Here is a 14,436-nt window from a genome sequence, read left to right as displayed (position 1 = left end):
ATGACAGCATCGATTTTTTTAGGATATTGATGCTGTCATTTTTTTTAGATTGGTTCGAGTTTTTTAAGCTTCGCATAATTAAAGTTTGAATTAATGGATTTTGTAGAAGGGCTGAAAAAATTGCTTTTGCGTTGGGAAAGCTCCTTAATGGAGGTTCTACCCAAATTGTTTATGGCAATATTAGTATTAGCGATTTTCTTTCTGATCGCCAATATTCTCAAGCGTTCTACTTTAGGTTTTTACAAAAGAGCATTTAAGAGAAAGTCCGTCATTGCCGGAATTGTTTCCTCAGTCATTTATTTCTTTTTCGTTCTTTCAGGCGTCTTTTTGGCCTTACAAGTATTGGGACTTGAGCGTTTTTTGTCCCATATGTTGGCGGGGGCAGGTATAGTTGGTATTGTTGCTGGTTTTGCTTTTAAAGATATTGCATCTAATCTTTTCGCTGGTCTTCTTTTAAAATCCCAAAATCCTTTCGATAAAGGAGACTGGGTGGAAATTGCGAATAATTATGGGTTCATTGTAGAAGTGGGGTGGATTACCACCAAAATCATTACAGTGCCCGGTCAAGAGGTTTTTGTACCGAATCAGCTGATCTATAATACTACATTCAAAAACTATTCAACACTTCACAGAAGAAGAATCGTCTTAGAAACCGGAGTTTCTTATGGGGATGATCTGGAACATGTGAGAGCAGTTGCCTTGGATGAAGTAAAGAGCGTTGCTGGAGTATTGGCAGATCAGGATATGGATTTTTACTTTACTTCTATAGGAGGAAGTTCTTATAATTTTCAACTCAGATTCTGGATCAATTTCACGACCAATAATGACTACCAGAGAGCCATGAGTGATGTGATCATACGGATCAAAAAGAGATTTGAAAAGGAAAATATCTATATCGCTTATCCAGTTACCACTTTAGATTTTGGAGTAAAAGGAGGGGTTAATATTTTTGATAGGCCGATTTCGATTCAAGAATCTGGGTCTAATAATCCAGTAACCTAATAACTATAAAATATCCCGGCTTTTCACTTCAAATAATCTTTCAAGTCATTCTTTTCAAGACTCTCAATTCCCTTTGCCACCATTTTAGCGTTGAACTTAGCTCCGTCTAAGATCGGATGAGTATGGTCCTTGTCATTGAAAAAATGAGCTCGTACATAATCTTCTCCTAAACTGTCATACTCTACAGCGATCAGGGTATTCAAAGGAATAAAGGCGGTTTCTGTATCATTTGCAGCTTCCTCAGCCCAAAGTGCATACGAATCATCTGACCTTTTTACTTCCCCATTTTCCCATTGATTTCTTGGGATCAGAGAACAAACAATTGGTGTGGCACCTCTGGCTTTGGTATCCCAAATCATCTGTCTCAAATATTGGCCATAAGAATAGACAGTTTCTTGTTTTTTAGTAATTGGATTGAAGATCATTTCTGCTTCCAAACCGGCACTTTTGATCGTGCCTCTTCCTCTGAGAGTATCTGCCAATGGACTGGAGTCATTGTGTCCAAATTGCATGATTACATAGTCTCCCGGTTCGATTTTTTCCCTTACTTTTTCCCAAAGACCATAGGTTTGAAAAGTCCTGCTGGAAGTGCCTCCTAAAGCATGATTCTGAACTTTGATTTTCTCCAAATCAAAATAGGAAGCAATCCAATCTCCCCAACCCCATAGTCCACCTGCACCATCACCTTGCCCGTTTTTCACAGTAGAATCTCCTATTAAAAATAAGGTTGGCTTGTCTTTGATCAATAAAGCTTCCAATTCAGGGATTTCAAGCCCTTTGATGCCTTCTACCACATTCCAGGCATTAATTCGTGCGCCTGCTTCATTGGTATGCGTATGATCTCTTTCGAATAAACCTTTGACTACTTCTGGTCCCCATAAATCATATTGATCTGCCACCAAAGTATTCAAGTCTATAAAAGGAACTCCATGTCTTCTAGCGGCGTCTTTTGCCCATTTTCCATAGTCTTGGTTGGCGCGCTCGACATCTCTGTCCTGAAATTTATTTCTGGGGATCATAGATACCACGATTGGAGTTGCACCTTTCTCCTTTGTCTCTCGGATAAATTTCTCCAAATACCAGCCATAGGTATGAACTGTCTCAGGTGTACCATCAGGCCATACCAATTCCTTGGTGTCATCACCCATTCCTTTCAAAACACCTCTATATCCAGCTCGGGTCGTATCTGGTTCACTTCCTTCATTATGCCCAAACTGCATCAAGACATAGTCTCCTGGTTTTAAAGTTTCCAAAACCCGATCCCAGCGACCTTCCTTGATAAAAGTTCTCGTGCTTCTACCTGCCATAGCCTGATTGCTCACCACAGCTTTTGTGCTGTCAAAAAAGTCCTGAAGGAAATTTCCCCATCCGCGTTGAAGATTTCCTTCTCCGCCATTTCTAACCGTCGAATCTCCTATAAGGTAGATTGTAGGCTTATCTTCTTTAAGGGATTGATTTTCAATAAGGGTGAAAAATAGAATCAGAATTCCTGTTAAGGAAAGCAAAATAGACTTCATACTCTTGATAATAGGTTTGTCAGGAAATATAAGGAAAACAGATAAAAGGAAGGATTTAAAATAGATAAAGCCGGGTTTTTCCGGCTTGAATGAATTTTGAATAGGATTTAAATGCTAATCTACCTTTTGAATGGTTACCTTATTAAATACCCAAGGAGTTGTGTCATTATTCGGGTCAGTACATTGCATCCACATCTGAACCATGCCAGATGCATTGGGTCTTACCACTATATCCACGATTTCATTTTCTTGATCGATCACAAAGTTTTGAAGGAAATTATTGGTGAAAACCCCAACCCTTGCATTTCGGTCTCTGTATTTTCTGGATAAGTCATAGGTCAATAAATAGCGCTTGCCTTCTTCAGCTAGAAAATTGACTATGACATAGGTGAGTCCATTGCCGCATTTGCAATCTACTTTATTGGCTCTGGGATCTACATCAGCTCCTATGAAAGTCAGGTAGGCCTGTGACCCCATATAATTTTCTCTAGCGGATAAATCTCCATTTACATTGGCTGGTGCAGGGGAGATTTCGGGTAGAGTGAGGGTGGCTCCGACAGGTCGATATTCATTAATAGTAAGTAAATCTTTATCAACTGTTGGAAGTGATGGGGCATTCCCTCCAATTGGCTGGACCCCGTCAAAGAATGGCATGTTCTTTAAATGAACTGGTTCTATAGCCTGAATTTGTGTGGCTTTTGTGAGTGCTTTGGTGTCTATTTTCTGAACGGATGTTGTTTTCGGTAAAGTAGTCGTCTTTTTTATCTGAGCTTGGAGAGTAACAGATACTGAAAAAAGGAGAAGAAAAGTAAAAGCTAAGTTTTTCATGAGATTAAAATGTTGATTTCATGATAATTTAATTATTTAAAACTTAATAATCAGGTGGTTACTGTTCATTTTTTTGAGTTTGAGAAATTGAATTCAAAAGTAAAAGTGAGGCAAATATTAAATTACTTTTTGTGGTCCTCATAAATATTAGGTTTCCATTAAAGTTTTTTCCTTGATAAAAGAATTTGATTAACCACGATAAACCATGTTTGTTAAAATCGGACACTTTTTAACCTTGTTTTGATGATTTTTCACCCTGTTATCATGAATTTTTTAAATCAAAACGGAAAAATATCCCCAAAAACAAGCATTTAACCGTCACTATAACATTCTCATTGAATAGCTGTAATATTCATCTTACATTTAAAAAAGAGAGAATTACTATCACCATAAATAACAAGCCATTGAAACGAAGAGATTTTATTCATCTATCGGGATTAGGTTTGGGAGCCATGATGGTTCCTGGTTTGGTAGCTCACAGTAAGCCAATCGCAGAAGAACAATTGATGTCTCCGGGCATCGATGTGGCTGCAAAGAAACTATTGGCGGATGTAGCCCTAAATACCACCAAATCCCTTGGAGCAACCTATACTGATGTCAGAATCGGGAGGTATTTACAACAGTTCCTTTTCACCCGAGAGAAAAATGTTCAAGGAATCACCAATGCTGAATCCTTTGGAGTTGGTATTAGAGTTATTGCAAATGGAACTTGGGGTTTTTCAGCAACTTCAGATGTGACTCCTGACGGAATTAAAAAATGTGCTGAAACTGCTGTAGCGATTGCTAAAGCAAACTCCAAACTTCAAAAAGAACCAGTACAATTGGCACCGGTTGAATCTTATGGAGAGGTGAGTTGGAAGACTCCAATTCAAAAGAATGCCATGGAGATTCCTGTTAAGGATAAAATTGACTTGCTTCTGTCTGTAAATAATGCTGCTTTGGATAATGGAGCCGCTTTTGTAAACTCAGCACTTTTCATGGTGAATGAGCAGAAGTATTTCGCTTCTACGGATGGATCATACATCGACCAGGATGTTCATAGAATCTGGCCAAACTTCACCGTTACTGCAGTAGATAGAGAAAAAGGGCTTTTCCGTTCCCGTCAGGCATTAAGTGCTCCGATGGGCATGGGTTATGAATATTTGGATGGTTTAGAGTCTGAGAAAATCATGAATCCAGCTGGTTTCAACAGCTATAGAAATAGCTATGATATGGTAGAAGATGCAATTGCTGCTGCCAATCATGCAAAAGAAAAGCTGTCTGCAAAATCTGTAATGCCAGGGAAATACGATTTGATGTTGGATCCAGACCATTTGGGCTTGACCATTCACGAATCAGTTGGGCACCCATTGGAATTGGATCGTGTATTGGGATATGAAGCCAATTATGCGGGAACCAGTTTTGCAACCTTGGATAAATGGGAAAGCAAAGATTTCAAATATGGATCTGACAAGGTGAATATTGTAGCTGATAAGATTCAGCCAAATTCATTGGGCTATGTTGGATGGGATGATGAAGGTGTGAAAACCAAAGAATGGGATTTGATCAAAGATGGAGTTTTGGTGAATTACCAAGCAATCAGAGATCAGGCGAAAATCATCGGTGAAAAAGAATCTCATGGCTGCTGCTATGCAGATAACTGGAGTTCTGTTCAGTTCCAAAGAATGGCCAATGTTTCTTTGAAGCCAGGTCCTGAAAAATTGAATCCTCATGATATGATTAAGGATATTGAAAAAGGGATTTACATTTTGGGTAGAGGTTCTTATTCAATTGATCAACAGAGATATAACTTCCAGTTTGGAGGTCAGGTATTCTACGAAATCAAAAATGGAGAAATCGCAGGAATGCTTGAAGATGTGGCTTATCAGTCTAATACGCAGGAATTCTGGAACTCATGTTCTGCAGTTTGTGATAAAGATGATTATAAGCTTTTTGGAACCTTCTTCGATGGAAAAGGTCAGCCATCTCAGGCTTCTGCAGTGTCTCACGGTAGTTCGACTACTCGTTTTGACGGTGTCAATGTAATCAACACAGGTAGATCCATTTAATTCTAAATCAACATCATGGCTATACTAACGAAAGAAGAAGCGAAGGCAATTATCGACAAGGTATTGTCTTTTGCAAAAGCAGATGAAACGGAAGTCTCCATTAGAGGTGGACGAACAGGAAATATTCGATATGCTAGAAATACAGTAAATACCAGTGGTGAGACCAATGAAATTGGATTGAGCATCACTTCTGTTTATGGGAAAAAATCAGGCTCTACCACTATCAATGAATTGGATGATGAATCCTTGAAAAAAGCGGTGGCTCGAGCGGAGGAGATCGCAATGTTAGCTCCAGAAAATCCTGAATACATGCCAATGCTAGGTCCTCAGAACTATGGAGAGTCCAAAACTTTTGTGTCTTCCACGGATGCTATTGATCCAGATTACAGAGCTCAGGTGGCGATAGATTCTATCAAGCCATGTGAAGAAAATAATTTGACAGCTGCTGGTTATTTGGAGGATTTCTCAGGCTTTGTCGCCACGGGCAATAGCAAAGGTCTGTTTGGTTACAATCAATCCACTTCAGTTGACTTTACAGTTACTGTAAGAACTGCAGATGGAACAGGTTCTGGATATGCAGGGAAAGATTTTAATGATGTAAATCTATTGAAATCAGGTCCTGTGACCAATATCGCTGTTCAAAAAGCGAAAGCCTCTGTGAATGCACAGGCAATTGAGCCTGGAAAATATACAGTGATATTGGAGCCAATGGCAGCCAATGACTTGCTAAGATTGATGGCTTTTGGAATGGATGCTAGAAATGCAGATGAAGGTAGAAGCTTCCTAAGCAAAAGGGGAGGTGGTACCAAGTTGGGTGAAAAGCTGTTTGACGAAAGAGTCAACATCTATTCTGATCCTAATCATCCGGATATTCCTTCCGCACCATGGTCGGGAGATGGACTTCCTATGGAAAAGACCACTTGGGTCGAAAATGGAGTGGTGAAAAACATGTACTACTCTCGCTATTGGGCAGAGAAACAAGGTGTTCAACCTGTTCCAAGACCAAGAGGAATGATCTTCGAAGGTGGTGATGAATCGCTTTTGGATATGATTCGAAATACGGAAAGAGGTGTTTTGGTTACTCGTTTCTGGTATATCAGATCTGTAGATCCTCAAACCCTATTGTATACAGGTTTGACTCGTGACGGAACTTTCTACATTGAAAATGGACAGATCAAATTCCCTGTGAAAAACTTCCGATTCAATGAAAGCCCGATCATCATGTTGAACAACATTGAGGCGATGGGTAAGCCGGAAAGAACAAACGGAAATATGGTGCCTCCGATGAAAATCAGAGACTTTACCTTCACCAGTTTGTCTGACGCAGTTTAAGATTAGTCAATAGTCCACAGACCATTGTCGACAGATTCTTAATGATTTAGGGATTTGCTCAATTCTGGTCTGTGGATTCGTTGATTAAAATTGAGTTTATATATCGTGTCAGTCCGAGCGGAGTCGAGGACCCTTCAGCTCCACTCAGGGTGACAGATCCCTATTATGAAAGCTACCAACTTCTTTTTCACCCGAATCAAATACAACTCAGGAAACTGGGACACAGATCAGCGTATGCCTTCCAACTTGCTTCATAGCTTGGTGGAGTATACTACCATACCTGTGGATGAAAAGGAGCGAGTGATTGAGCTGAGTAGTGAGGAGATTTACAAAAGCCCATTTTGCTACCTCAGTGGACATAAATTGGTGGAGTTTTCCCAAGAAGAACGAAAGGTTTTCAAAACCTATGTGGAGCAGGGAGGATTTGTATTTGTAGATGACTGTAACCATGATATTGATGGCTTATTTGCCAAGTCATTTGAAGAAGAAATGACACGAACCTTTGGGGAAGGGGAGTTAAAAAAAATCCCCAATGATCATTACCTGTATAGATGCTTTTTTGATTTTGAAGACGGTCCACCAGCAACTTCCTTTGAGTTGAATGGTTGGGGAGATGACCTAGTTCATGATTATCTCAAAGCCATCGAAATCAATGGGAGAATCGGAGTCCTTTACAGCAATAAAGACTATGGCTGCGAGTGGGATTATGATTTTCGAAACAAACGATTCAATAAAATTGATAACACTCGATTTGGAGTGAATATCATTGTATATGCCTTAACCTAGACCAACCTTGGAAACAGAACTAACTCAATATCAGCAACTGGTGGATAAGATTCCATTGCTGAAAAAAGAAATTGCCAAAGTCATTGTCGGACAGGAGGAAGTCCTGGATGAGGTGATTATTACCTTGTTGGCGGGAGGACATTGTTTATTGGAAGGTGTTCCTGGCCTTGCAAAAACCTTGATGGTGAAAACCATTTCAGAGGTGATGGAATTGAGTTTCAAAAGGATTCAATTTACACCGGACCTGATGCCGGGAGATATTCTGGGTACAGAGATTCTAGAAGAAGATCACAGTACAGGAAAGAAATTTTTTCAGTTCAATCATGGACCTATTTTCGCAAATATGGTCTTGGCGGATGAGATCAACAGAACTCCTCCAAAAACCCAAGCTGCCCTTTTGGAAGCCATGCAGGAAAAGTTGGTGACCTATGGAGGGAAAAACTACAAACTTCCCAATCCATTTTTAATCATAGCAACCCAAAACCCAATCGAGCAAAGTGGTACTTATCCGCTTCCAGAAGCTCAATTGGACCGTTTTCTATTGTATATCAAATTAGGTTATCCTTCTGAGCAGGAAGAATTGGAAGTTTTGGAAAAGACTACAGGAACTTATAAGGCTTCTCCTGAGAAAGTTCTTTCAGGCGAGGAAGTTCAGCAATTACAGCAATTGACCCGAGAGGTCCATTTGGACTCTGGGCTGTTGAATTATATCACTCGATTGATTCGGGCCACTAGATTGGAAAATACGACTATTCCTGAGGTAAAAACCTATGTGGAATGGGGAGCTGGAACGAGGGCTGGACAGGCTTTGGTTTTGTGTGCAAAAGCACGTGCCATTATCAAAGGAAGATATTCGGTGATTCCTGAGGATATTCAGACCTTGATTTATCCTGTCTTGAGACATCGGATTTCCTTGCATTTCCGAGCGGAAGCCGAGCAATTGGATACCGATTACATCATTTCCAAAATCGTAGAACTCGTACCGGTTCATGCCAAATAATCTAGAGATCATCAAACTCAAAGATCTTCGCTTGTCGGCTCGCTTGGTTTCTGAGCAGTTGAGACTAGGCATCCATTCTGGTATCCGGATTGGTGTGGGGAGTGAGTTTGAACAATACCGGCATTATCAGCCCGGAGATGATCTCAAGAGGATCGATTGGAAGTATTTCTCCCGATCCGGAAAATACATGGTAAAAGAATCTACCACAGAAAGTAATCTGCATATTAGAATGATGTTGGACCTTTCTGGTTCTATGAATTATGAGGAGGGTGGATTTTCCCGTCTCGATTATGCCAAAAACCTATTGGCTTCATTGGCTTACATAGGTTATTTGCAGGGAGATTCTATGAGTTATTATACTCTGTCAGAGGGGAAAATCAACCAAAAAGTATCTCCGACTCCCAAGAGCTTTCAACGAATACTGTATTACCTGGAAGATGAAAAAGCATCTGGGGATTGGCCTTTGGAATACATTCCTGAAGGAATGGTTCAGGGAAGGAATAGGGAATTGATTATCTGGGTTTCTGACTTTTTGCAAAAAGAAAATGAGTGGGAATACCTAGTTCAGCAATTCCGCCATCCGAGAAAAGAATTGGTTTTGGTTCAAGTGTTGGGTGAGCAGGAATTGAACTTTCAATTGGATGGAAACTTCATATTTCGGGATTTGGAATCCGGTCAGGAACTGGTTCAGGATGGAAAATCTGTTCAGGAAACCTTTCGAAAGAACTTTCAAGCTTATCTGAATCAGTTGGATGAAAAGCTGGAGCTACCCAAAGTTCACTTGCTTCGAGTATCTATGAATGAGCCATTGACCGAAGTTCTACGCTCTATCTTAAACCGAAAACAGCTTTCCTGATGGAGTGGGTGCAGTCAAAATTCCTATGGGCCTTGCTTGGGATTGGAGTTCCGATCCTGATTCATCTTTGGAATGGTCGAAAAGGAAAAGTGATTGCCTGGGCTGCTTCAGCTTGGTTGAATCCTAAGGAATCACAATCCAATAGGTCTCTTCAAATTCAGGAATGGTGGCTTTTGTTACTGAGAATAGTCCTTTGGGTTTTGTTGGTCTTGTTAGTTGCAGGAATATGGTGGGAAGGAAAAAATCAGGTGATGGGTAATGAAATCGTTCATTTGGTAATTCCTGGTCAAGACTTGGAATCAGAATTCAGATTTGAATTGGAGCAGGCAAGCGAAAGAGGGGAAGATGTATTTTGGTTGGCAGATGGTCTTCCAGAACTCGAAGGAAACTCTCCTGAAATCGAGTTAGAGAACCTTCAAAGTTATTTGGATGAATTGTCTGAGGAATTGGATTCAGTTCATCTCTATCTTCCTTCAGTGTCCAATAAATTTCCTCGAGAATCATTGTGGCTGCCTCAAGTTCCGACCATCCATTTGTCTGAAAACAAAGCTTTTATTGGAGTAGGGAAGTCGATTACTTTGGATTCTGCTGGTTATTTGACTTTGAGTCAAGAAGGTGTTTTACAGATCCGCGAAGAAAAAGGGAATACACAAATTGTGCTGGAAAGTCCTCTCAAAGTCTACCTTTCGCCAAGTGTCGAAAAGGAAAAGGAATCTATTCTTGCTGCATTGAATGCCATTGAGGAAGTTTATCATTTGGCCTATGAAGAGTCGGATTCGACTCAAGCAGGTTTGATCTTTTCAAACTCTATGGAAAATCAATCCTCACCTTGGGTTTTGGCAACAAGTCTCGAGGATAATGGTAAGGGTAAACTACAATTGATTTCAGGTGCTTCCGGACTTTCCTATGACGAACTTGTGGAAAAAGGAATCCTGCCGGAGATGATTTTGGAGAGGATTTTGGAAAATACTTCTATCGAAAATCCAATTGAAATCACTCAAAGCCAATGGGCAAGGAAGTTTCAGAAAATCCCTGATTTTGGAAAAGCCAAAGAAGCAAAAAGCTCAGAGATCATCTTGATCCTGTTAGTCCTTGTGTTTATTTCTGAACGTTATTTAGCCTATCAAAAGAACCTGTGAAAAGCTTGCAAAAACATATCGTTTCAGTAGAATGGCAGATTTGGTTCAATCTGATAGCAAAAGCATTATTGATTGGGATCACATGGTCTTTAGTCATGAATGCAATTCTTCCAGACAATACTTGGCTAAAAGCTATATTTTCTGGCCCTATAGCTATTCTTGCTGCATTTTACCTAGGCGTATTCAAAAGCCATAGAAAAGAAGCTTTGCAACTTATCCATCAACATTCAGGGAATTTGGAATTTAGCCTTGAGCTATTGGAAAAGGAGAATCCAAGCTTGGTCGAGCGTTTGCAATTGGAAAGGATTTCCAAACAAATTCCCAATCGAATTCTCGTTTTTCAAAAAGGGCTTTTGCCTTATGCAATAGCTTTGATTTTGATTACAATTTTACTTTATCTGATACGTGAAGCGGATTTTAACGCCGAAACCAAAGAGTCTTTAATTGAGAATGTTATTTCTGTAACAAGCGATTCTATCGCCGAAAAGGAAGTTGTTTTGAGTACTAGTTCGGTGAAAATCCAATTTCCTTCCTATACGGGAATTCCCCTGAAATCTCAGGAATCTTTGGAAATCAAAGCTCTGAAAGGCTCTCAAATAACCTGGGAACTTGGTTTTCAAAATACAGAAAATACGGAAGTATTTATCGTCAATTCTTTGGGTGAAAAACTTCCATTTTCCAAAAGGGAAGGTCGTTATTTACTACAGGAGAATCTGGTGAGTTCCGGTATTTATTCCATTCAGGCTTTCTCAGGTGAAAATGCCGTATTTGAATCGGATTTTTATTCCATTGAAGCTATTGAGGATCAAAGCCCTCAAATCATTCCTGCCGAAAAGGAAACCTATAAATTCTTTTTCCCAGGAAATAATCCCAAGCTCAATTTAGGAGCCCAAATCTCTGATGATTTTCGTGTGACCGAAGTTGTCCTCGTTGCGACTATGGCCCGGGGGAAAGGTGAAAATGTGAAGTTTCGGGAAATGCGCTTTCCTGTTGAGACTAAGGTATTTCAATCCAAGCAGACCAACTTTATTCTGGACGTTTCCCAATTGGAGTTTCAGCCCGGCGATGAATTATACTACTATTGGTTGGCTACTGACAATAAAGCTCCAGAAGCCAATTCATCCAGAACTGACACGTTTTTCATCAAGTATTTTGATCAATCGGATGATTCAGATGCTGCTATGGAAGGGATGGCGATTAATGTTTTGCCGGAATATTTCAGGAGTCAAAGACAGATTATCATCGATACAGAAAAGCTAATTGCCGAAAGAAAAACGAAGCCCACCCAAGATTTCAATTACACTTCCAATGAGATCGGGTATGATCAAAAGCTCTTGAGACTTCGCTATGGTCAGTATATGGGTGAGGAGTTTGAATCGGATGCCGGAGGAGCGAGTATGGAGGGTGAAGAAGGAGATTTGCTCAGTAGCTATATGCACTTGCATGATCAGGAAGGGGAGCATAATCCGGACTTCAAACCAGCGGAAGTTCATGAAGAAAAGCATGCCCATGAAGAGGAGGAAGAGTCCCAGGGAGGCGGAATCGAAAGCCTTTTGAGTGATTATATGCATGCCCATGACTCGGAGGAAATGAACACCTACTTCGAACAAAGCACAAGAGGGGCCTTGAAATCTGCCTTAGAACAAATGTGGCAGGCTGAATTGCATTTGAGATTATTTGAACCTGAAGAATCACTTCCATATCAATACAAAGCTCTGGAGTTCTTGAAAACCGTACAGCAAAAGTCAAGAGTCTATATTAAGAAAACCGGTTATGATCCTCCACCAATCAAAGAGGAAGAAAAGAGATTGACGGGTGATCTGGAAGAATTGGAATCTGGAATTCAGAAGGAATTGGCAGAATTGGAAAAGCGAATAGAGCCTTTGGCTTCTTTGGTTTTAGGATATTTGGTACAGGATGGATTGGACTCTGAGGAGAAATCCAATGTTCAGGAACTGGGCAAATTATGGACAGAGCGAATGCAAAACAGTGGATTGCAGGATTGGGATTTGCTCTTGCATTTACAGGAATTGGAAGCTGGAAAATTGAATGAAAAAGGGAGGAATATTTTGAAAGAAAAGCTCTACCCATTTGCTAAGAATTATAAGTCGGTCGGCACTTCATACCTCTCCACCCAAGAATTGAAAAAGGCATTCCAGAAAAACAGTCAATCATGGTAGAATTGGACCCAATTGTTTCATGGCCAATTGCCATTTCGATTCTCTTGATCCTGTTGATTGCAGGTTTGCTTCCTTTGAATTTCTATTGGAAAAAAGGAGTCTCGAGCTCAAGACTACTTGCCAAAGGCTTATTGTTTCTAGGCTTTTGGTTGAGTCTTTCCTGGATTGTTTTGGCACCAAACCGACTGAAAGAGGCAGGAGATGATGCTATTTTGGTCTATTCCGGCTCAGTAGACCGCGATCAATTGAATTTCTGGAAAGACAGTTTAGCCATCCAAAAAACCAGAAGATTGGATCAATACCAGAAAGGAACTGAAAAAGTCTATTTGTTGGGTGATGATTTCGAATTGGATCACTTGTATCAATTCAAGGATTTGGATTTTGAGTGGCTTATTCCTCAAAATAAAACTCAAATCAAGTCTATCCATTGGAAAGGAGCCATTCGTAAAGGAGAAACCCAAAGACTAAACTATTCCATTTATTCTCCCCAAGAGGAATCTAATCTTCAGGTAGGAAGTATTTCGGATACTGTTCTTTTACAAAAAGGCTGGAATTCCGGAGCTGTTGAATTCCTTCCCGCTGGAGTTGGTAAAATCTCTTTACCTCTGATCCTTGATCTAGATACACTCACTCAGATCCGCTTTTTTACTCAAGCCCCACAGCCTAAGAAATACCATTTTCAGGTTGGTTTCCCGGGAGCGGAAATTCGAACCTTGAGTAATTGGTTGAGGGGAAAAGGAGAAACCGTAACCGAGCAAATTCAGCTTTCAAGACAAACATTTTTGCAAAGTGGTCCCGATTCTGACTCTTTGGAAATCCAATTGGTTGATCCGAGCCAACTCAGTAAAAAAGCCATTCAGGATTGGGTGAAAGATGGGAAGGGTTCTCTGGTTGTTTTGAATGTTTCAGATCCGGCTTCTGTGGCTTCTCAAGTAAATAGGCTGTTTGGAACAGGTTTTCAAGTTGAAAAAATCAGTTCCGAGATTTCAAGACAACTCAGTTCGGGAATAGAAGCTTTGCCTTTCCAATGGAAGGAAATGTCAGGTCAGGAATTAATCCAAGAAGGAGCAATTGCAATTCAAGAAATAGGAGGAGTGAAGGTGGCCATCAGTTTTATTCAGGAAAGCTTTCCATTGATGTTAGAAGGGAATGAGGCAGAATATGAGCAAATCTGGTCCGAGCTTTTAGGGAAATTGGAACCTGATGAATCCAATTCCATTCAGCTAGAAGCTCCTGTTTTGCTTGGAGTAAATCAAGGGATTAGGTTGATGGATCAGGATAGCCTGCCAAACTATTGGCTGGGAGGAGAGGATACAATCTATCTCCGGAAGAGTGCAATTAATCCATTTTTAGCTGAAGGAGAGTTTCAGACATCCGAATCTGGCTGGGTGAAAGGAGATCGGGATTTTGCATTTTATAGCTATGAGCCTTCTGAACTGCCTTTGATGCATGTTGCGAATCGAGTTCATCAGATTCAAGCTAGCAATCCAAATCAAGTCGGTTCTTCTCAACAGATCAAAAAGCCTTTATCGCCTTGGATTGGACTGATTGGGATGTTGTTGTTTTTAGGAGGGATGTGGCTGGAACCTAAGTTGAATTGACAATAAGCAAGCCTCAATAATCAATTCTCAATGCCCGACTTTGTTCGAGTCTCAAGAACAATCTTGTTATGAGGAATTTTGAAATCTGAAACCTTAAATATCAAATTTCAAATTCTGGATCCTCTGTTTCCTCTGTGGTAAAATCAA

Annotated in this window: 11 protein-coding genes; 9 read left to right on the top strand and 2 right to left on the bottom strand. The window is 40.3% G+C overall.

Annotation, left to right across the window (positions count from 1 at the left end; all coding sequences use genetic code 11):
- Positions 1–171: 171 nt before the first annotated feature.
- Positions 172–1,002 (top strand): mechanosensitive ion channel family protein, encoded by an 831-nt coding sequence (locus tag BUF13_RS04755; RefSeq protein WP_166669812.1) that lies wholly within the window; start codon positions 172–174, stop codon positions 1,000–1,002.
- Between the two features lie 23 nt (positions 1,003–1,025).
- Here BUF13_RS04755 and BUF13_RS04750 read toward each other — a convergent pair whose 3' ends face one another.
- Complete coding sequence (locus BUF13_RS04750) at positions 1,026–2,519, bottom strand: rhamnogalacturonan acetylesterase (RefSeq protein ID WP_073570568.1); 1,494 nt, start codon at positions 2,517–2,519, stop codon at positions 1,026–1,028.
- 114 nt (positions 2,520–2,633) lie between these two features.
- Positions 2,634–3,347: a hypothetical protein gene (locus BUF13_RS04745; protein ID WP_073570567.1), complete on the bottom strand. Its 714-nt coding sequence runs from the start codon at positions 3,345–3,347 to the stop codon at positions 2,634–2,636.
- A gap of 404 nt (positions 3,348–3,751) precedes the next feature.
- Here BUF13_RS04745 and BUF13_RS04740 point away from each other — a divergent pair, with 404 nt between their 5' ends.
- The 8 genes from BUF13_RS04740 to BUF13_RS04705 all read left to right on the top strand — a co-directional run bounded on the left by BUF13_RS04740 (position 3,752) and on the right by BUF13_RS04705 (position 14,289).
- On the top strand, positions 3,752–5,395 hold the full coding sequence (locus BUF13_RS04740) for a TldD/PmbA family protein (RefSeq protein WP_073570854.1): 1,644 nt from the start codon (positions 3,752–3,754) through the stop codon (positions 5,393–5,395).
- Between the two features lie 15 nt (positions 5,396–5,410).
- Positions 5,411–6,727: a TldD/PmbA family protein gene (locus tag BUF13_RS04735; RefSeq protein ID WP_073570566.1), complete on the top strand. Its 1,317-nt coding sequence runs from the start codon at positions 5,411–5,413 to the stop codon at positions 6,725–6,727.
- 165 nt (positions 6,728–6,892) lie between these two features.
- Positions 6,893–7,513 carry a DUF4159 domain-containing protein gene (locus BUF13_RS04730; protein ID WP_073570565.1) on the top strand — a complete coding sequence of 207 codons (621 nt, stop codon included), beginning with the start codon at positions 6,893–6,895 and terminating at the stop codon, positions 7,511–7,513.
- Positions 7,514–7,520: 7 nt separating this feature from the next.
- Positions 7,521–8,513 (top strand): AAA family ATPase, encoded by a 993-nt coding sequence (locus tag BUF13_RS04725; protein WP_073570564.1) that lies wholly within the window; start codon positions 7,521–7,523, stop codon positions 8,511–8,513.
- Positions 8,503–9,369 (top strand): DUF58 domain-containing protein, encoded by an 867-nt coding sequence (locus BUF13_RS04720; RefSeq protein ID WP_073570563.1) that lies wholly within the window; start codon positions 8,503–8,505, stop codon positions 9,367–9,369. Before BUF13_RS04725 ends, BUF13_RS04720 begins: the two co-directional genes overlap by 11 nt.
- The gene (locus BUF13_RS04715; RefSeq protein WP_073570562.1) at positions 9,369–10,508 is read left to right on the top strand and encodes a BatA domain-containing protein; all 1,140 of its coding nucleotides are present in this window, start codon (positions 9,369–9,371) and stop codon (positions 10,506–10,508) included. The genes BUF13_RS04720 and BUF13_RS04715 overlap by 1 nt, the downstream gene beginning before the upstream one ends.
- Positions 10,505–12,688 carry a hypothetical protein gene (locus BUF13_RS04710; RefSeq protein ID WP_073570561.1) on the top strand — a complete coding sequence of 728 codons (2,184 nt, stop codon included), beginning with the start codon at positions 10,505–10,507 and terminating at the stop codon, positions 12,686–12,688. The genes BUF13_RS04715 and BUF13_RS04710 overlap by 4 nt, the downstream gene beginning before the upstream one ends.
- Positions 12,682–14,289 (top strand): hypothetical protein, encoded by a 1,608-nt coding sequence (locus BUF13_RS04705; RefSeq protein ID WP_073570560.1) that lies wholly within the window; start codon positions 12,682–12,684, stop codon positions 14,287–14,289. Before BUF13_RS04710 ends, BUF13_RS04705 begins: the two co-directional genes overlap by 7 nt.
- Positions 14,290–14,436 lie beyond the last annotated feature (147 nt).

It is taken from the genome of Algoriphagus zhangzhouensis, assembly GCF_900148515.1.
In the GTDB taxonomy this organism is placed as follows: Bacteria; Bacteroidota; Bacteroidia; order Cytophagales; family Cyclobacteriaceae; genus Algoriphagus; species Algoriphagus zhangzhouensis.
Note: the sequence above shows the minus strand (reverse complement) of the source record. Positions and strands in the feature narration are given on the sequence as shown.

Bases quoted from the DNA above. Each gene is read 5' to 3' on its own strand.
- BUF13_RS04755 (WP_166669812.1), top strand. From the start codon at position 172: ATGGCAATATTAGTATTAGCGATTTTCTTTCTGATCGCCAATATTCTC.
- BUF13_RS04750 (WP_073570568.1), bottom strand. From the start codon at position 2,519: ATGAAGTCTATTTTGCTTTCCTTAACAGGAATTCTGATTCTATTTTTC.
- BUF13_RS04745 (WP_073570567.1), bottom strand. From the start codon at position 3,347: ATGAAAAACTTAGCTTTTACTTTTCTTCTCCTTTTTTCAGTATCTGTT.
- BUF13_RS04735 (WP_073570566.1), top strand. From the start codon at position 5,411: ATGGCTATACTAACGAAAGAAGAAGCGAAGGCAATTATCGACAAGGTA.
- BUF13_RS04730 (WP_073570565.1), top strand. From the start codon at position 6,893: ATGAAAGCTACCAACTTCTTTTTCACCCGAATCAAATACAACTCAGGA.
- BUF13_RS04720 (WP_073570563.1), top strand. From the start codon at position 8,503: ATGCCAAATAATCTAGAGATCATCAAACTCAAAGATCTTCGCTTGTCG.
- BUF13_RS04715 (WP_073570562.1), top strand. From the start codon at position 9,369: ATGGAGTGGGTGCAGTCAAAATTCCTATGGGCCTTGCTTGGGATTGGA.
- BUF13_RS04705 (WP_073570560.1), top strand. From the start codon at position 12,682: ATGGTAGAATTGGACCCAATTGTTTCATGGCCAATTGCCATTTCGATT.